This is a genomic window from Haemophilus influenzae (genome assembly GCF_003494325.1).
GTDB lineage: Bacteria > Pseudomonadota > Gammaproteobacteria > Enterobacterales > Pasteurellaceae > Haemophilus > Haemophilus influenzae_I.
This window is the reverse complement of record NZ_QQIK01000001.1, coordinates 13,724-32,052: the sequence shown is the minus strand read 5'-3', so window position 1 is coordinate 32,052 and position 18,329 is coordinate 13,724. Positions and strand designations below refer to the sequence as shown.

The 18,329-nt window shown below is 39.3% G+C and carries 12 protein-coding genes and 1 pseudogene; 6 read left to right on the top strand and 7 right to left on the bottom strand.

Annotated elements, in window-relative coordinates; genetic code table 11:
- Positions 1 to 119: 119 nt before the first annotated feature.
- Positions 120 to 2,552, top strand: coding sequence for a glycerol-3-phosphate 1-O-acyltransferase PlsB (gene plsB / locus DV356_RS00140; protein WP_005685931.1), 2,433 nt, complete (start codon positions 120 to 122; stop codon positions 2,550 to 2,552).
- 79 nt (positions 2,553 to 2,631) lie between these two features.
- Here the strand turns inward: plsB and DV356_RS00135 are convergent, their stop codons facing one another.
- Both DV356_RS00135 and DV356_RS00130 read right to left on the bottom strand, forming a co-directional pair.
- A complete protein-coding gene (locus DV356_RS00135; RefSeq protein WP_048954657.1) occupies positions 2,632 to 3,966 on the bottom strand; it encodes an NAD(P)/FAD-dependent oxidoreductase in 1,335 nt (444 codons plus the stop codon).
- Between the two features lie 202 nt (positions 3,967 to 4,168).
- Positions 4,169 to 5,491 (bottom strand): anaerobic C4-dicarboxylate transporter, encoded by a 1,323-nt coding sequence (locus DV356_RS00130; RefSeq protein WP_005655513.1) that lies wholly within the window; start codon positions 5,489 to 5,491, stop codon positions 4,169 to 4,171.
- A gap of 246 nt (positions 5,492 to 5,737) precedes the next feature.
- Between DV356_RS00130 and DV356_RS00125 the strand changes: the two genes are divergently transcribed.
- The gene (locus tag DV356_RS00125) at positions 5,738 to 6,184 is read left to right on the top strand and encodes a rhodanese-like domain-containing protein (RefSeq protein WP_118806362.1); all 447 of its coding nucleotides are present in this window, start codon (positions 5,738 to 5,740) and stop codon (positions 6,182 to 6,184) included.
- A 13-nt stretch (positions 6,185 to 6,197) separates the two neighbouring features.
- A complete protein-coding gene (gene secB, locus DV356_RS00120; RefSeq protein ID WP_005630575.1) occupies positions 6,198 to 6,707 on the top strand; it encodes a protein-export chaperone SecB in 510 nt (169 codons plus the stop codon).
- A 66-nt stretch (positions 6,708 to 6,773) separates the two neighbouring features.
- On the opposite strand, the gene DV356_RS00115 is transcribed toward secB, so the two are convergent.
- Positions 6,774 to 7,103, bottom strand: coding sequence for a hypothetical protein (locus DV356_RS00115; protein WP_048954656.1), 330 nt, complete (start codon positions 7,101 to 7,103; stop codon positions 6,774 to 6,776).
- Between DV356_RS00115 and DV356_RS00110 the strand changes: the two are divergent.
- A pseudogene (locus tag DV356_RS00110) lies at positions 7,055 to 7,201 on the top strand (winged helix-turn-helix transcriptional regulator); the annotation flags it as partial. The gene DV356_RS00115 and the pseudogene DV356_RS00110 overlap by 49 nt on opposite strands.
- Before the next feature lie 50 nt (positions 7,202 to 7,251).
- On the opposite strand, the gene DV356_RS00105 reads toward DV356_RS00110, so the two are convergent.
- Positions 7,252 to 8,904 (bottom strand): phospho-sugar mutase, encoded by a 1,653-nt coding sequence (locus tag DV356_RS00105; RefSeq protein ID WP_118806361.1) that lies wholly within the window; start codon positions 8,902 to 8,904, stop codon positions 7,252 to 7,254.
- A 239-nt stretch (positions 8,905 to 9,143) separates the two neighbouring features.
- Between DV356_RS00105 and dnaE the strand changes: the two genes are divergently transcribed.
- The gene (dnaE, locus tag DV356_RS00100) at positions 9,144 to 12,623 is read left to right on the top strand and encodes a DNA polymerase III subunit alpha (RefSeq protein ID WP_118806360.1); all 3,480 of its coding nucleotides are present in this window, start codon (positions 9,144 to 9,146) and stop codon (positions 12,621 to 12,623) included.
- Positions 12,624 to 12,661: 38 nt separating this feature from the next.
- Here dnaE and ilvA read toward each other — a convergent pair whose 3' ends face one another.
- The 3 genes from ilvA to DV356_RS00085 all read right to left on the bottom strand — a co-directional run bounded on the left by ilvA (position 12,662) and on the right by DV356_RS00085 (position 16,556).
- Positions 12,662 to 14,203 carry a threonine ammonia-lyase, biosynthetic gene (gene ilvA, locus DV356_RS00095; protein WP_118806359.1) on the bottom strand — a complete coding sequence of 514 codons (1,542 nt, stop codon included), beginning with the start codon at positions 14,201 to 14,203 and terminating at the stop codon, positions 12,662 to 12,664.
- 80 nt (positions 14,204 to 14,283) lie between these two features.
- Positions 14,284 to 16,122: a dihydroxy-acid dehydratase gene (gene ilvD / locus DV356_RS00090; protein ID WP_118806358.1), complete on the bottom strand. Its 1,839-nt coding sequence runs from the start codon at positions 16,120 to 16,122 to the stop codon at positions 14,284 to 14,286.
- A 41-nt stretch (positions 16,123 to 16,163) separates the two neighbouring features.
- On the bottom strand, positions 16,164 to 16,556 hold the full coding sequence (locus DV356_RS00085; protein WP_118806357.1) for an ACT domain-containing protein: 393 nt from the start codon (positions 16,554 to 16,556) through the stop codon (positions 16,164 to 16,166).
- Between the two features lie 246 nt (positions 16,557 to 16,802).
- Between DV356_RS00085 and DV356_RS00080 the strand changes: the two genes are divergently transcribed.
- On the top strand, positions 16,803 to 18,329 hold the full coding sequence (locus tag DV356_RS00080; RefSeq protein WP_005648533.1) for a sodium-dependent transporter: 1,527 nt from the start codon (positions 16,803 to 16,805) through the stop codon (positions 18,327 to 18,329).

Genomic DNA, 18,329 nt, shown 5'->3' with positions numbered 1-18,329 from the left:
TTAAAATATTTGAGTTTTTGGACGATAAAAACACCAAAGGGCTAAAAATAGTTCTATTCACAAACTGCTTTTTAAACGTCTATAAGATCTACAAACTTATAACAAAGAGAAAATTTATTATGGCAAATTTTATAAATATGTATCGCCAATTATTGAGCTTGCCGCTGTCTGCATTGGTGAAAAATAATCCTATTCCCGCCAATCCAATAGAAGAGCTTTCACTTAATATTCATCAACCTATTGTTTATGTTTTGCCTTATACATCTCAAACTGATTTCGTTATTTTCCGCAGAAATTGCTTGGCATTAGGCTTGCCCGATCCCGCAGAGAAAAATGAAATTAATGGCGTTAAGTTACCACGTTATGTATATTTAGACGAAGGTCGCCGAATTTTTAAATCAAAAGGTGCAAAAGACGAAACCACTACCATTTTCAATAAATATCTTGAATTACACCGCACTTCTGAAAGTTTAGATGTGCAACTTATTCCTGTTTCTGTTCTTTGGGGACGTTCTCCCGGACAAGAAGATAAATCAGATTTGCCTAATTTGCGTTTATTAAATGGTATACAAAAAACATTTGCAGCAATTTGGTTTGGACGTGATACTTTTGTGCGTTTTTCTCAAGCGGTTTCATTACGTTATATGGTAGTTGAACATGGCTCAGATGAAAAAATTGCACAAAAGCTGGCTCGAGTTGCAAAAATGCACTTCGCAAAACAACGTATTTCAGCGACAGGCCCTCGTTTACCAAATCGTCAAGCAATGTTTAATAAATTATTGCAATCAGAAGCAATCCGACGAGCAATTGAAGATGAAGCAAAATCAAAAAATATCAGTATTGAAAAAGCACAAAAAGAAGCATATAAAATTTTGGATGAAATTGCAGCTGATGTCAGCCATTCAAGTTTACGTGCAGTAGATCGTTTTTTACGTTGGCTTTGGAATAAACTTTATTCAGGTATTAATGTACAAAATTCGAATCGTGTCCGTAAATTAGCGTTAGAAGGTCATGAAATTGTTTATGTGCCTTGCCACCGTAGTCATATCGATTACTTATTGCTTTCTTATGTGCTTTATCATCAAGGTCTTGTTCCGCCACATATCGCGGCAGGGATTAACTTAAATTTCTGGCCTATAGGTAGAATGTTTCGTAGTTGGGGGGCATTCTTTATTCGCCGCACTTTTAAGGGAAATCGACTATATTCTGCCATTTTTCGCGAATATTTATCAGAACTATTCCATCGAGGCTATTCCGTCGAATATTTTATTGAGGGCGGTCGTTCTCGTACAGGTCGTTTGCTGGCACCAAAAACAGGTATGATGTCAATGACACTTCAAGCATTGCAACATAGTCAAACTCGCCCCATTTCGATTGTTCCTGTTTACGTTGGTTATGAACACGTATTAGAAGTAGACACTTATGCTAAGGAATTACGTGGTGCAGCGAAAGAAAAAGAAAATGCGGGTTTAGTACTTCGTGTAATTAAAAAATTACGTAATCTTGGTCAAGGTTTTGTAAATTTTGGTGAGCCAATTACGCTTTCAAACTATTTGAGCCAACATTTCCCTGATTGGAAAGAGCAAAATCACGAAGAAAAACCACAATGGTTTACACCTGCGGTAAATAATATTTCTAAACAAGTAATGATTAATATTAACAAAGCAGCGGCAGTTAATTCAATGAACCTTGTGGGTACAGCACTACTTTCATCTCGTCAGCGAGCACTTTCACGTGAGCAACTGTTAGAACAACTTAGTAGTTATCAACAATTGTTACAAAATGTCCCTTATTCTACGGACGTAGTCCTACCAAATGTGACACCGCAAGCAATGTTAGAACACGTATTAGCTTTAGATCGTATAGGTGTGTTAATTGAAAAAGATAATTTTGGCGAAATTGTACGCTTAGAACGTTCATCTGCTGTACTAATGACTTATTATCGTAATAATATTCAGCATCTATTCGTATTACCATCTTTAGTTGCGAGTATTATTTTGCATTACGAAGCGATCCAAAAAGATTTATTATTAGACGCGATTAGAAAAATTTACCCTTTCTTACAAGGCGAATTGTTCTTACATTTCAATGAAGATGAATTGAATGTACAAATCCATCAAATCATTAATGAATTTGCACGCCAAAGCGTTATTAATTCAAATGATAACTTCTTATCTATTAATAAATCAAAAGTACGAATTTTACAGCTTTGGTCTGCGGGAATGCAGGAAATCTTGCAACGTTATTACATTACTGTCACTATTTTACAAAAACAACCTGCTATTTCTCGAGCTGAACTTGAAAAAGAAAGCCAGCTTGTTGCTCAACGTTTATCAGTATTACACGGCATAAATGCACCAGAATTCTTTGATAAAGCGGTTTTTTCAAGCTTTATTGCAAACTTGAAAGAACAACGTTACTTTGATGAATCTGGTTATACTGTTCTTGATAAAATAGAAGAATTAGCTTCAACGCTTTCCCATTTGATTTCAACAGAAATTTGCTTAACGGTGAAAGGAACAATTGAAAAATCCGAAGATCTTTCTTCATAAAACAATACTGAGGGCATCATTGATGCCCTTTCTTTTATATAAATGATTTAGATCGCATTTAACGAAAAATTATACTTAATCAATGCAATTTTAATCTTGGTTTTAAATAACGATTCAATTTATCAACGAGAATAATCAAACCAATTTTAATACAACCGTGCAAAGCATGTTGGTGCATTCGATACAAAGACACATAAGCAAACTGCGCAAATTTACCTTGAACGGTAAGTGGATTTTTACCAAACTTATTGGTTAGACTACCAAGTGCGGTAAAATTTGACAGAGAAACTAAAGTACCTTTATCGTTATATTTAAAAGATTTCAGTGGTTTATTTTCAAACAATGCAAAAATATTTTTTGCACAAGCCTTTGCCATTTGATGTGCAGCTTGCGCTCTTGGCGGAACCAATTTACCATTTGATTGTATAAATGCTGCACAATCGCCAATCGCAAAAATACTATCATCAACGGTAGTTTGAAGTGTATCTTTAACCACTAATTGATTGATACGATTAATTTCTAATCCATCAAATTGCTGCGTTACTGTTGAGGCGCGAACTCCTGCTGCCCAAACAATAAGATCAGCTTTAATCTCCCCGCCATCTTTGGTAATAAGTGTATTTGGCTGCGCCTCAGTAATCATTGTGTTTAATTGCACATTGGTGCCCATTTCCTTTAATTCATCTAACACTGCAGCAGATAAATTTTCAGGTAATGCTGGCAATAAACGTGTTCCTGCTTCGACTAAAGTAACTTGTAAGCAAGAACTATCAATTTTACCATAACCGTAAGAAGACAAATCTTCAGCGGCATGATAAAGTTCTGCGGTTAATTCCACACCAGTAGCACCACCTCCCACAATAGCAATATTTACTTTATTTTCATCCACTAACTTTTGTTTAAATTCTTCTTCGCCAATGTCATCTAATGCGCGGTTTTCTGAAAATTTTAAAAATAATTCCAACAGTTTATGTTGAAAACGTAAAGCCTGTTTTGAACTATCTAAAAAAATACAATTATCAGCCACCCCTTTTGTGTTGAAATCATTAGATTTACTGCCAATGGCAATCACTAAATAATCGTAAGGAATTCGACGAGCAATGACAAGCATATCGCCCTCTTGTCCATAAACAGGTGCAAGTTCAACATATTTTTGCTCGCGATTAATACGTATAATTGAACCTTGCTCAAAACTGAAAAAATGATTTTTACCGTGCGCACGATAACTTAAAGAATCAACGCCATCATCCATTACACCTGTTGCAATTTCATGCAATAAGGGTTTCCATAAATGGGTGGCATTACGATCAACCAGCGTCACTTTAGCTTGTTTTTGACGACCTAATTTATTACCCAAAAATGTTGCTAATTCAATACCGCCAGCACCTCCACCAACGATCACGACGTTTTTCATAAAGCTCTCCTAAAAGTTTAAATTGTTAAAAATGTTACATTAATGTAATGATAACATAACAACGAAACAGGGCGGAAAACTTTCATAAAAATAACCGCACTTATATATCAAAGTGCGGTTATTTTTTGAGTTATTTTAAGTTGATATTAGAACAACAAAAACGGTGCTATTTCAGCACCGTTCTTTGTTATCGAATCACATTTTAAAGAATAACGTGAGAAAGACCTAAACCGATTAATAAGCAGAAAAACATGCTCAATAAACCTGGAAGCATAAAGCTGTGGTTTAAAATGTATTTACCGATTTTGGTTGTACCTGTGGTATCGAAGTCAAGAGATGCAATGATTGGACCATAGTTAGGGATGAAGAAGTAACCATTTACAGCAACAAATACACCGATTAATACAGGTGCAGGGATACCTAATGCGATACCAAGAGGGAACAATGTCGCTACTGTTGCACCTTGGCTGTTTACTAATACTGAAAGTACAAATAGAGCGAAAGCAAATGCCCATGGTGCAGTTTCAACTAAGCCTTTCACCATTTCTTTTACTTCAGTAATGTGTGCCTGCATTAAAGTGTCACCTAACCAAGCAATACCGAAGATTGCGATTACTGCGCGCATACCTGCATGGAATACAGAACCTTTGGTAATCGCTGTGCCATCTGGTTTACAAGTTAAGATAATCAATGCACCAATAGAAAGCATAATAATTTCAATGGTATGTGCCATTCCCATTGGTTTTCCATCAAAAACAGGTCGAATAGAAGGAGCTGCACCCATTAACACGACAAGTAAAGCACCAAATAAGAATAAAGAAACGGAAATTTTAGCTGTTTTGCTCACTTCTACTTCTTTGACTGAAGTGGTAGAAGCAAAAATATCTGCATATTTTGGATCATTCAAACGACGTTGATATTCTGGATCATCTTTTAATTCTTTACCCATTTTATTAACAAATAAGCAAGCAAGGAAAAGTCCTAGAATAGTTGAAGGAATGGTTACCATTAAAACATCGCCAAGATGAATGCCTTGTGGCTCAAGGTAAGCAACCACAGCCACCACCGCTGCAGCGATTGGGCTTGCTACGATAGCAAATTGTGATGCAATTACCGCCATTGACATTGGGCGTTCAGGACGGATACCGTTTTGACGGCTCACTTCAGCGATAACTGGCAATACAGAATATGCCACGTGACCAGTACCCGCTAAGAGAGTGAATAACCAAGTTACTGCTGGCGCAATAAACGTAATGTGTTTAGGATTACGACGTAAGATTTTGGTTGCGATTTTGATCATGTAGTCTAAACCGCCAGCTGCTTGCATTGCTGCCGCGGCTGCCACTACAGCCATAATCATAAACATAACATCAATAGGTAAACCTGCTGGTTTCAAGCCAAAGCCAAAAGAAAGAATGGCAAGACCTAAACCACCAAATACACCTAAACCGATACCACCTACACGCGCACCCACAAAGATACACAATAATACGATGGCAAATTGTAGTAAAAACATTGCAGACATACTGCCCCCCTAAGTTAATAAAAAACACTGTGTTTTATTTGTTGAAACGGCGTGTAATATAGCAACAAATAGGTAGAGATTCCATAACTTGGATCAATAAATAATGTTGAAAATTTCTGTTATTTTCCATCAGCTGAAATAAAGATAATTTAATGTATTCTATATTTTGAATATTTTTTTGAAAGATAACCCAAGTGCGGTTATACTTGAGCCCTATTTTGACGTACTTAATCAGTAGAGAAAACAATGCAAGAATTTATCTCAATGGCAACAGAGTTTGCTCAAAAACATACTCTTTTAGCGGTTTCTTGGTTTGCGATTTTCGTGATAGTGATTTATACCTTCTACAAAGGCGCAACGAGTAAATTTAAAGTAATTACGCACAATGAAGTTATTCGGCTAATAAATTCCGATGAAGCCATTGTGGTAGATTTACGTAGTCTTGAAGAATTTCAACGTGGACATATCATTAATAGTATTAATGTGCTTCCAAGCGAAATTAAAAATCAAAACATCGGAAAATTAGAGTCGCATAAAGAGAAAGCTCTTATATTAGTCGATACAAATGGTACTTCAGCCTCTGCTTCTGCAGTATTTTTAACCAAACAAGGTTTTAATTCTGTATTTGTATTGAAAGAAGGCCTTTCCGCGTGGGTAGCAGCAAATTTACCTTTAGTTAAAAAACATAAATAATAAGGAATAGAAAATGTCAGAACAAAAACAAGACGTTGCAGCAACAGAAGAACAACAACCCGTTCTCCAAATTCAACGTATTTATGTGAAAGATGTGTCTTTTGAAGCTCCAAATCTTCCACATATTTTCCAACAAGAATGGAAACCAAAACTTGGTTTTGATTTAAGCACCGAAACAACCCAAGTTGGCGATGACTTATATGAAGTGGTATTAAACATTTCTGTTGAAACTACACTTGAAGATAGTGGCGATGTCGCATTTATTTGCGAAGTAAAACAAGCGGGCGTATTTACTATTAGCGGTTTAGAAGATGTTCAAATGGCGCATTGTTTAACTTCTCAATGCCCGAATATGCTTTTCCCTTATGCACGTGAATTAGTGTCTAACTTAGTAAATCGCGGTACGTTCCCTGCATTAAACTTATCTCCAGTAAACTTTGATGCATTGTTTGTTGAATATATGAATCGCCAACAAGCAGAAAATGCAGAAGAAAAATCTGAGGAAGAACAAACTAAACATTAATTAAATGGTAAAACAAAAGGCAAGCTAGAAATGATCTGCACCCCAAAAGCTGGATTAAATAACCAACTAACTAAGGTGCAGATTTTTTATGACCAAATACCACACCCTTTTCAAACAACAAGTCAATGCACCGTTTGACGTATCCATATCCCATTGTGCAATTAAGCCTGCAAAGCCTTCACCTAATCCTACTTGTACAAGTGCTACGGCATAATCCGCTGCAGCTTCAGCAAGTTCTGCACGAAGTGCGGATGAAATTTTTCCGTTTTCTGCTGAACCATAGAAAGCATTGTTTGCTAATGCAGCTGGAACTGATTCAGTGTAGTTTTCTGTATACCAACCATTACGTAATTCGCAAATCCTACAACACTGTTCCGCCACAAGTAGATGACACATTAACAGAATTTGGGAGAGAGGCATCTAATAAGATGTTTGAGTTGGTGGATTGGTTGGAAACGAATTTAGGGAAAATTTTAAAAAGCAAAAGTGCTTAAATGCAAAAACACCGCTTTTACAAGCGGTGTCTTTTCTTACTATTTTGCAATTAGCAGTCTTGTTTGCCATAAGCATCTTGGCGAAGAACGTGACGAACACCTTCATCAAATTCTGCTAGTACGCGATCTGCATCTTTTGGATCTTTACCGCGCGCATCTAAGTAGAATTTAATTTTTGGTTCAGTACCTGAAGGACGAGCAATTAAGCGTCCGCCATTTTCCAAGTTAAATACAAGGATATCGCTTTGACGATCTGTTTTAATGTGGTCGATAAATTGTGCCACTTTCACGCCAGCGATTTCTGCTGGTGGATTGTTACGAAGTGCGGTCATTAATTTTCCGATTTCTGAAAGATCGCTGACTCGAATAGAGATTTGTCCACTCACATAAGCACCAAATTCTTTGGTAAATTCATCAGCATAATCTGCTAAAGTTTTGCCTTGTTTTTTCAAGTTACGCACAAGATCTAAGAACACGATTGCTGCAGAAATACCGTCTTTATCGCGTACTTTGTCTGGGTCCACTAAATAGCCTAATGCCTCTTCAAAACCGAACAATAAGCCAGATACTTTACCGATGTATTTGAAACCAGTTAAGGTTTCTTCTGATTGGAAACCGTATTTTTTCGCAATTTCAGCGAGCGCAGGAGAAGAAACAAGTGAGCAAGCCAATGTGCCTTGTTTACCTTGATATTGTTTTGCTAAGTACCAACCTAAGAAACAGCCAACCACGTTACCGTGTAGTGATTTCCAGTTACCTTGCGCATCAGGCACAGCAACGGCTAAACGGTCTGCATCTGGGTCATTCGCAATGATAAATTCAGCGTTCTTTTCTTTTGCCACTTTAATTGCTAAATCCAATGCGCCTTTTTCTTCTGGATTTGGGAAATTCACCGTTGGGAATGTGTCATCTGGCCAAACTTGATCTGCTACTACGTGGGGTTGTGGTAAGCCTGCTTTTGCCAGTGTTTTACTTAAAACTTCATAGCCAATACCATGCATAGCGGTATAAACATAGTTAATGTCGCAAGCTGGCTCTTTAGCTAATGATGCAGTTTTTGTAATGTACGCATCTACCACTTCATCATTTAACACCACATAATTATCGCTACGTGGTAAATCTTGGATATTGCCAGCCGCAACTTTATCAATTAATGCTGCGATGTCTTTATCTGCTGGTGAAACGATTTGACCGCCGCCATTTGCTTTGCCCAAATATACTTTATAGCCGTTATCTTCCGGTGGATTATGGCTTGCTGTCACCATTACACCTGCAGTGGTATCAAAATATTGGATCGCATAAGCTAAAACTGGAGTCGGTAATTTGCGTGGTAATAAATAGGCTTTCACGCCTGCACCCGCCATAATTTCAGCGGTGTCACGGGCAAAAACATCAGAGTTTTTACGGCCGTCGTAACCAATTACGATAGATGGTTCTTTATCGTAACCTTTTAAATATTCCGCTAAACCACCAGCAGCTTGAGAAACTAAAACTCGGTTCATCCCCATTGAGCCAGCTTGTAAACGGCCACGTAAACCTGCCGTACCAAATTGCAAACGACCATTAAAACGTGCGTGCAATTCTGCCTCTGCCGCTTTATCTCCGCCTTTTGCTGCATCTAAAAGTGCGGTTAATTCTGCACGAGTTTCTGCGTCAGGATCTTGGTTTAACCAATGTTGTGCAACCTCAAAAAGTGTTGTCATAGCGTTATCCTTATTCGTTGAAATAAATAAAAAAATCGCCGTTAGACTAGCGGAAATCTCACAAAATGAAAACGGCTAATTATTAATTTTTTGATCTACTTAACATTTTTTATTCACGCAATCGGTTATCTGAGCTAATTTGGGAACGCTATTTGTATCGTAGGAATTTGTTTGAAAAATTCGCTATAATATCGCCCCAATATTTACGGCAAAATTTAACCGCACTTTAAGGATTTTCAATGTCATCCCAACCTCGTTTCGTCCATCTTCGCACGCACACAGATTTTTCGATGATTGACAGTATTGTCAAAGTGAAACCTTTAGTGAAAGCCTGTGCAGCTAATGAAATGGTCGCGATGGGATTAACGGATTTTACTAATTTTTGTGGTGTGGTGCGTTTTTATGGCGAAATGCTTTCTTCGGGTATGAAGCCAATTATCGGTGCAGATGTAAAAGTAAAAAGCACATTGTGTGGCGATGAATACTTTGATCTTACTTTGCTGGCTAAAAATAATGAAGGCTATAAAAATATTACTTTATTGTTATCAAAAGCTTATCAGCGAGGTTATAACGATTTACCTTATATTGATCAAGATTGGTTAATTGAACATCGCGAAGGTGTGATTATTTTATCTGGCGGCACGCAAGGCGATATAGGTAAAAAATTGTTGAAAGAAAACGTAGCCGAAATTGAAAGTGCGGTCGCTTTTTACCAAGAATTTTTTGCTGATCATTTTTATCTTGCACTTACGCGTACTGGCAAACCAGATGAAGAACGTTATATCCAAGCAGCATTAAAATTAGCTAAAAGTCATGGATTGCCTTTGGTGGCGACGAACGATGTGATGTTTTTGAAATCTGATGATTTTGAGGCTCATGAAATTCGCGTAGCGATTCACGATGGCTATACTTTAGACGATCCTAAACGTCCGAAATATTATACCTCACAGCAATATTTCCGCAGCGAAGACGAAATGTGTAAGCTGTTTGCTGACATTCCTTCCGCTCTTGAAAATACTTTATTAATTGCGCAACGTTGTAGTGTCACTTTGCGTCTCGGTCAATATTTCTTACCTCAATTCCCGACGGGAGATTTAAGTACAGAAGATTTCTTAGTACAAAAATCCAAAGAGGGCTTGGAAGAACGTTTAGCTTTTTTATTCCCTGATGAAAAAGTGCGGTTAGAAAAAAGACCAAAATATGATGAACGCTTGCAGGTTGAGCTGGATGTGATTAACCAAATGGGATTCCCAGGTTATTTTTTGATCGTAATGGAATTTATTCAGTGGTCGAAAGATAACGATATTCCTGTTGGACCAGGTCGTGGTTCTGGTGCGGGTTCATTAGTGGCTTACGCATTAAAAATTACTGATTTAGATCCGCTAGAATTCGATTTACTTTTTGAACGTTTCTTAAATCCAGAACGTGTGTCTATGCCCGATTTCGACGTGGATTTCTGTATGGATGGTCGCGATCGCGTGATTGAACACGTTGCAGAAACTTATGGTCGTGGCGCGGTATCGCAAATTATTACCTTTGGTACGATGGCTGCGAAAGCGGTTATTCGTGATGTGGGGCGCGTATTGGGGCATCCGTATGGTTTCGTTGATCGTATTTCGAAATTAATTCCGCCAGATCCAGGTATGACGCTCGCCAAAGCATTTGAAGCCGAGCCGCAATTACAGACTGCTTACGATAGCGATGAAGAAGTACAAGCGTTGATTGATATGGCACGTAAACTAGAGGGCGTAACCCGTAATGCAGGTAAACATGCAGGTGGCGTGGTCATTTCGCCAACCTTAATTACTGATTTTTCACCACTCTATTGTGATAATGAAGGCTTATATCCAGTTACTCACTTTGATAAAAATGATGTGGAATATGCTGGGCTTGTGAAATTTGACTTCTTAGGCTTGCGTACTCTCACTATCATTAAATGGGCATTGGATATGATTAATGTTCGTATGGTGCGTGAAGGCAAGCCTCGAGTAGATATTGCTGCCATTCCACTTGATGATCCTGAATCTTTTGAATTACTTAAACGTTCCGAAACCACCGCCGTGTTCCAGTTGGAATCGCGTGGTATGAAAGATTTGATCAAACGCCTACAACCTGACTGTTTTGAAGATATTATCGCATTGGTAGCATTGTTCCGTCCTGGCCCGTTGCAATCGGGCATGGTAGATAACTTTATCGACCGTAAACATGGGCGAGAAGAAGTATCTTACCCTGACGCAGAATATCAACATGCAAGTTTGAAACCTATTCTTGAGCCGACTTACGGCATTATTTTGTATCAAGAACAAGTGATGCAAATTGCGCAAGTGTTGGCTGGTTATACATTGGGTGGAGCAGACTTATTGCGTCGAGCGATGGGGAAAAAGAAACCAGAGGAAATGGCAAAGCAGCGTTCTGTGTTTAAAGAGGGGGCGGTAAAAAACGGTGTGGATGGTGAGCTTTCCATGAAGATTTTCGACTTGGTGGAAAAATTTGCTGGCTATGGTTTTAATAAATCTCACTCCGCTGCTTATGCCTTGGTGTCTTACCAAACCCTTTGGCTCAAAACCCATTTCCCTGCGGAATTTATGGCTGCAGTGATGACATCTGAAATGGATAATACGGATAAAATCGTAGGTTTGTACGACGAATGTTTGCGTATGGGCTTAAAAGTAACGCCACCAGATATTAATGTCGGCAAGCACCATTTTAGCGTCAATGAACAAGGCGAAATTGTATATGGTATTGGCGCGATTAAAGGTGTGGGGGAAGGCCCGATTGAAGCACTTGTGACGGCAAGAAATGAAGGGGGTATTTTCAAAGATTTATTCGATTTATGCGCTCGTGTAGATTTGAAAAAAATTAACCGCCGCACCTTTGAAAGCCTAATTATGTCGGGTGCCTTTGATAAATTAGGCCCACATCGCGCCGCACTTTCTAAGAATTTAGAAGATGCACTTAAAGCTTCCGATCAACATGCGAAAGATGAAGCAATGGGACAAACGGATATGTTCGGCGTGCTGACTGAAACCCATGAAGACGTAGAAAATGCCTATGCTAATACACCGCCTTACACCGAAAAACAAATTCTTGATGGCGAACGAGAAACCTTGGGGCTTTATTTAAGCAGCCATCCTGTTAGCCGTTATTTGAAAGAACTTTCACATTACACATCGACGCGCTTGAAAGATCTTGTACCAAATCGCCGTGGACAAATTAGCACTGTGGCGGGATTATTGGTCTCATCACGAATTGCAATCACAAAAAAAGGCAATCGCTTAGGCATTGCTACATTAGACGATCGTTCTGGTCGCTTAGATTTAACATTATTTGGCGAAAGCCTAGAGCAATTTGGTGAGAAATTACAAAAAGATACCGTTGTTGTTGCTTCTGGGCAAGTGAGCTTTGATGATTTTTCTGGCGGCTTAAAAATGGCGGTGCGAGAGTTAATGACCTTAGACGAAGCACGTTCTCGTTATGTCAAATCCTTAGCTATTAGTCTTTCTGAGCATCAAATTACACCAAGTTTCATTAAACAACTTAAAGCATTACTTGAGCCAGTGAGTGGTGGAACCTTGCCTATTAACGTGTATTACCAAAGTCCGAAAGGTCGTGCGTTGTTACGTTTGGGCGTGCAATGGTCGATCATTCCAACAGATGAAATTCTGACGGAATTGGTGAATTTACTTGGCGAAAGTGCGGTGGAATTAGAGTTTGAATAATACAAAGGCGTGAAAAATATCACGCCTTTTTTATAAGATTAACGTAAGAAATAACGATAAGATTTGCTTTCTGTTACATCTTCAAAAACATAATTGAGTTGGGCAAGTGCCTGTTCAAATTCTGTTTGTTCGCGTTCTTCAATTTGGAAACCAGCAAGGATATTTCCATAGTCCGCACCGTGGGCACGATAATGGAATAATGAAATATTCCAACGATTTTGCAAGGTTTCTAAAAATTTCAATAACGCACCTTTTTGCTCTGGGAATTCGAACGTATATAAGCGTTCATTATCATTGGCTGCACGACCACCCATTAAATAGCGAACATGCGTTTTCGCAATATCATCATCAGACATATCCTCAACATCAAAACCATTTTTCGTGAGGTCTGCAATAATATCTGCTTTTTCTTGCTCATTTGTCGTTCTTACCCCAACAAACACACAAGCGCGTTTATCATCTGCATAACGATAACTGAATTCGGTTACAGCTCGGTTACCTAATACATAAGCAAATTTTAAGAAACTACCGGGTTGTTCAGGCATGGTCACAGCTAATAAAGCTTCTCGATTTTCACCAATTTCACAACGTTCAGATACATAACGTAATGTGTGGAAATTCAAGTTTGCACCAGACAAAATTGCCGCCATATTTTTGCCTTCAATATGGTTTTGTTTCGCATATTTTTTCAAACCGGCTAAACCTAACGCACCTGATGGTTCTGCAACAGCACGAACGTTCTCAAACAAATCTTTCATTGCTGCGCATACTTCGTCACTATCGACCAATACCATATCATCAAGATATTGCTGACATAGACGGAATGTTTCGTCACCAATGCGTTTTACGGCAACGCCATCGGCAAATAATCCAACATGGGTTAAATCTGTTGGTTCGCCTTTATCGAGAGCGGCTTTTAAGCATGCAGAATCCTTTGATTCTACACCGATGATTTTAATTTCTGGCATAAATTGCTTAAGCAAAATTGCTACACCTGCAGCTAAGCCACCACCGCCGACTTGTACAAACACATAATCCAAATCTGCCACTTGTTGTAGCATTTCCATCGCTAACGTGCCTTGTCCAGCGATCACTAATGGATGATCGAATGGTGGAATAAATGTCATGTTTTTTTCTTTTGAAAGCTCGATGGCTTTTGCTTTGGCTTCATCGAAATTAGCACCGTGCAACAACACCTCACCACCAAAACCACGCACTGCATCCACTTTAATGCTTGGGGTGTTTTGTGGCATAACAATTAATGCTTTTAAGCCTAATTGTTTCGCCGATAATGCCACGCCTTGTGCATGGTTACCTGCAGATGCCGCTATTACGCCTGCTGCTTTTTGTTCTGCTGAAAGGCTAGAAATCATTGCGTAAGCACCGCGTAGTTTAAAGCTATTTACTGGTTGGCGATCTTCGCGCTTGATCCAGATATTATTGTGCAGTCGTTCAGAAAGTTTTCCCATTTTTTGTAAAGGGGTCACTTGCGCAGCTTCATATACGCGCGAACCAAGTTTAACAATGGCATTGATATAATCTGATTGAGAGGGTTGAGGATTGGTAAGTAGGTTTTTCATAGTGTTTGTTTTGATGATGAAGTGCGGTTAGTTTTTCCTTTGTTTTATCCCCCTCTTATGAGGGAGGGGGAACCGTTAAATTATTTTAATAATGTTTTATCGCGTACCGCACCTTTGTCCGCTGAGGTCGCAAAGTGGCCGAATACTTTCAATGCGAAAGAGACTTCACGCTCACGGTGAGCTGGCTGCCAACCTTTTTGATCTTGTTCGGCTCTGCGTGCTACGAGTTCTTCATTACTGATTTCTAAGTTAATTGCACGATTTGGAATATCAATGTTGATAATATCGCCATCGCGTACTAAGCCAATTGCACCGCCAGAAGCCGCTTCTGGTGATGCGTGTCCAATAGACAAGCCTGATGTACCACCAGAGAAACGGCCATCCGTTAATAAAGCGCATTTTTTGCCCAAGCCCATAGATTTTAAGTAACTGGTTGGGTATAACATTTCTTGCATACCTGGTCCACCTTTAGGGCCTTCGTAACGGATAACAACGATATGACCTTCTTTAACTTTGCCACCTAAAATGCCTGCAACCGCATCTTCTTGGCTTTCAAATACGATTGCAGTGCCAGTGAATTTCCAAATAGATTCATCTACACCAGCGGTTTTAACGATACATCCATCTTCAGCGAGATTACCGAATAATACGGCTAAGCCACCTTCTTGCGAGATCGCATTTTCTTTATTGCGAATACAACCGTTTACACGATCATTATCGACGGTATTCCAGCGGCAATCTTGTGAGAATGCTTGAGTTGTACGGATACCAGCAGGGCCTGCACGGAAGAATTTATGTAATTCTTCATCTTGATTGCGAATAATATCGTATTGGTCTAGTTGTTCTCCCATGCTCATTCCAAGCACGGTGTGTGTATTTTTATGAATTAATCCAGCGCGATCTAATTCACCCAACAATCCCATAATACCGCCTGCACGATGTACGTCTTCCATATGATATTTATTGGTGTTTGGCGCAATTTTGCTTAAACAAGGTACTTTGCGTGATAAACGGTCAATATCTTCCATTTTAAAATCTACGCCAGCTTCTTGTGCCGCAGCCAATAAGTGTAAAACTGTATTGCTTGAACCACCCATTGCGATATCGAGGCTCATTGCATTTTCAAAGGCATCAAAAGTACCGATTGAACGAGGCAATACGCTTACATCATCTTGTTCGTAATAACGTTTGCAAAGCTCAACAATTTGACGCCCAGCTTTTAAGAACAATTCTTTGCGGTCAGCATGGGTCGCCAACATAGAACCATTGCCTGGTAAAGATAAACCTAAGGCTTCAGTTAAACAGTTCATAGAGTTTGCGGTAAACATACCAGAGCAAGAACCACAAGTTGGACACGCACTGCGTTCGATGGCATCAATACGTTCATCTGACACATTCGGATCGGCTGCCTCAATCATCGCATCTACTAAATCTAAGCGGATTAATTGATCAGAAAGTTTAGTTTTACCTGCTTCCATCGGGCCGCCTGAAACGAAGATAGTTGGAATATTTAAACGCATTGCCGCCATTAACATTCCTGGAGTGATTTTGTCACAGTTGGAAATACACACCATCGCATCAGCACAGTGCGCATTGACCATATATTCCACGCTATCAGCGATTAAATCACGGCTTGGCAAAGAATAAAGCATTCCACCGTGACCCATTGCGATACCATCATCCACCGCAATGGTATTGAATTCTTTTGCTACGCCGCCCGCTTTTTCAATTTCTGCGGCAACAAGCTGTCCCATATCTTTTAAATGCACATGCCCTGGTACGAATTGCGTGAAAGAGTTCACCACCGCAATAATCGGTTTACCAAAGTCATTTTCTTTCATTCCTGTTGCACGCCATAAGGCACGTGCACCTGCCATATTACGACCTTGTGTGCTGGTCGCTGAACGTAGTTTGGGCATAAATAATCTCTCCGAGTAAAATTTAGGGTTCGTTTGTATGATTAATTAACCATTAAAACATCCGGCAGCTTAACCAACTGATTCACTAATAGATCTAAAGTGCGGTCAGATTTTACAGTGATTTTTAACCGCACTTGGGTTTCAATGAGTGTCATTTCCATTGTTGTAACGGTAAATCCGCAGTGACGTGCTACGCGTAACATGTGTTGCGCTGACCACATTTTATGCTGCCCCACATCAGTACAAATTATCGCATTATTTGGTTTGCGATTAGAAGCCATTGCAGCCCCTTGCTCATTACGACAAAGTAAGTGATCTAAGCCTGTGTCATAAAGGGCATCGTAGGTTGGCATAATTGCGTCACCGGGATAACCGAAAAGAGTCGTGACATGGTGTGCTTTCAAGCACGCCATAATGAGTTGTGCGCCTGTCATTGTGTTTGTTTCCTGTTGTTTTTATTTTGGGATAAGTTCAGCATTGTAGCGAAATTTCGAGTCATTGGTAGGGCTTGGAGAGAAAAAAACGAAAAAAAGTGCGGTGAAAATTGGCTTATTTTGAATATTCCTGTTCTTCCCCTAAAAAATTTAGTGAATTTTTACCGCTCTTTTGGCTTATTTATTGACTGATGATTAGATTTCATTATATTGAAACTCTTTTCATTTTTTTACATAGGATAATTTATGGCTCACTCAGCCCCAAAAGCACAAAAGCGTGAGACTTTTTCTGGTCGTCGTGCATTTATTCTGGCAGCAATTGGTTCTGCCGTTGGTCTTGGTAATATTTGGCGTTTCCCTTATACCACTTATGAAAACGGTGGTGGCGCATTTATCATCCCTTACCTTATTGCATTATTAACGGCAGGGATTCCTCTTTTATTCCTAGATTATGCCATTGGGCACCGTCATCGTGGTGGTGCGCCACTTTCTTATCGTCGTGTTAGCCCGCACTTTGAAGTGTTTGGCTGGTGGCAAATGATGGTGAATGTCATCATCGGATTATATTACGCTGTAGTATTAGGCTGGGCAGCAAGCTACACATATTTTTCTTTCACTGGTGCGTGGGGCGATAAACCCATTGATTTCTTCATCGGCGAATTTTTAAAAATGGGCGATATTAAAAACGGTATCAGCTTTGAATTTGTTGGTATGGTAACCGCACCATTAATTGCGATGTGGATTGTTGCCTTAGGCGTGCTTTCTATGGGTGTTCAAAAAGGAATTGCTAAGGTCTCTTCCGTATTAATGCCAGTGCTCGTCGTAATGTTTATGGTGCTTGTGATTTATTCCTTATTCTTACCAGGTGCGGCAAAAGGTTTAGATGCATTATTTACACCAGATTGGACAAAATTATCCAACCCGAGTGTGTGGATTGCCGCTTATGGACAAATCTTCTTCTCGCTTTCAATCGGCTTTGGGATTATGGTGACTTACGCCTCTTATCTTAAAAAAGAATCCGATTTGACTGGTAGTGGCTTGGTTGTAGGTTTTGCTAACAGTAGCTTTGAAGTGTTAGCAGGTATCGGCGTATTTGCAGCATTAGGCTTTATTGCAACAGCGCAAGGTCAAGAAGTCAGCGAAGTGGCAAAAGGTGGAATTGGTTTAGCATTTTTTGCGTTCCCAACCATCATCAATAAAGCACCATTTGGCGAAGTGCTAGGCATGTTATTCTTTGGTTCATTAACCTTTGCCGCATTGACTTCATTCATCTCAGTTATCGAAGTAATTATTTCCGCAATTCAAGATAAAATTCGTATTAGCCGTGGAAAAGTGACATTCATCGTGGGTGTACCAATGATGCTAGTTTCTGTCATCTTATTCGGCACAACAACTGGCTTACCGATGTTAGATGTGTTCGATAAATTTGTGAACTATTTCGGTATTGTTGCCGTAGCATTTGCGTCTTTAATTGCGATTGTAGCAAATGAAAAACTCGGTTTATTAGGTAATCACTTAAATGAAACTTCATCTTTCAAAGTAGGTTTCTTCTGGCGTTTATGCATTGTATTAACGAGTGGTGTTTTAGCATTTATGCTTTTCAGCGAAGGGGCAAAAGTCTTCTCTGAGGGTTATGAAGGTTATCCAAACTGGTTTGTAAATACCTTTGGTTGGGGAATGTCCATTAGCTTACTTGTCGTGGCATTTTTCCTTTCTCGCTTAAAATGGAAAAGCGAAACCAAATTAACGATTGATGAAACTAAAGGAGAATAA

What these genes read in the sequence shown, in the direction of transcription:
- plsB (WP_005685931.1), top strand. Translation starts at nt 120, where the DNA reads ATGGCAAATTTTATAAATATGTATCGCCAATTATTGAGCTTGCCGCTG.
- DV356_RS00135 (WP_048954657.1), bottom strand. Translation starts at nt 3,966, where the DNA reads ATGAAAAACGTCGTGATCGTTGGTGGAGGTGCTGGCGGTATTGAATTA.
- DV356_RS00130 (WP_005655513.1), bottom strand. Translation starts at nt 5,491, where the DNA reads ATGTCTGCAATGTTTTTACTACAATTTGCCATCGTATTATTGTGTATC.
- DV356_RS00125 (WP_118806362.1), top strand. Translation starts at nt 5,738, where the DNA reads ATGCAAGAATTTATCTCAATGGCAACAGAGTTTGCTCAAAAACATACT.
- secB (WP_005630575.1), top strand. Translation starts at nt 6,198, where the DNA reads ATGTCAGAACAAAAACAAGACGTTGCAGCAACAGAAGAACAACAACCC.
- DV356_RS00115 (WP_048954656.1), bottom strand. Translation starts at nt 7,103, where the DNA reads ATGTGTCATCTACTTGTGGCGGAACAGTGTTGTAGGATTTGCGAATTA.
- DV356_RS00105 (WP_118806361.1), bottom strand. Translation starts at nt 8,904, where the DNA reads ATGACAACACTTTTTGAGGTTGCACAACATTGGTTAAACCAAGATCCT.
- dnaE (WP_118806360.1), top strand. Translation starts at nt 9,144, where the DNA reads ATGTCATCCCAACCTCGTTTCGTCCATCTTCGCACGCACACAGATTTT.
- ilvA (WP_118806359.1), bottom strand. Translation starts at nt 14,203, where the DNA reads ATGAAAAACCTACTTACCAATCCTCAACCCTCTCAATCAGATTATATC.
- ilvD (WP_118806358.1), bottom strand. Translation starts at nt 16,122, where the DNA reads ATGCCCAAACTACGTTCAGCGACCAGCACACAAGGTCGTAATATGGCA.
- DV356_RS00085 (WP_118806357.1), bottom strand. Translation starts at nt 16,556, where the DNA reads ATGACAGGCGCACAACTCATTATGGCGTGCTTGAAAGCACACCATGTC.
- DV356_RS00080 (WP_005648533.1), top strand. Translation starts at nt 16,803, where the DNA reads ATGGCTCACTCAGCCCCAAAAGCACAAAAGCGTGAGACTTTTTCTGGT.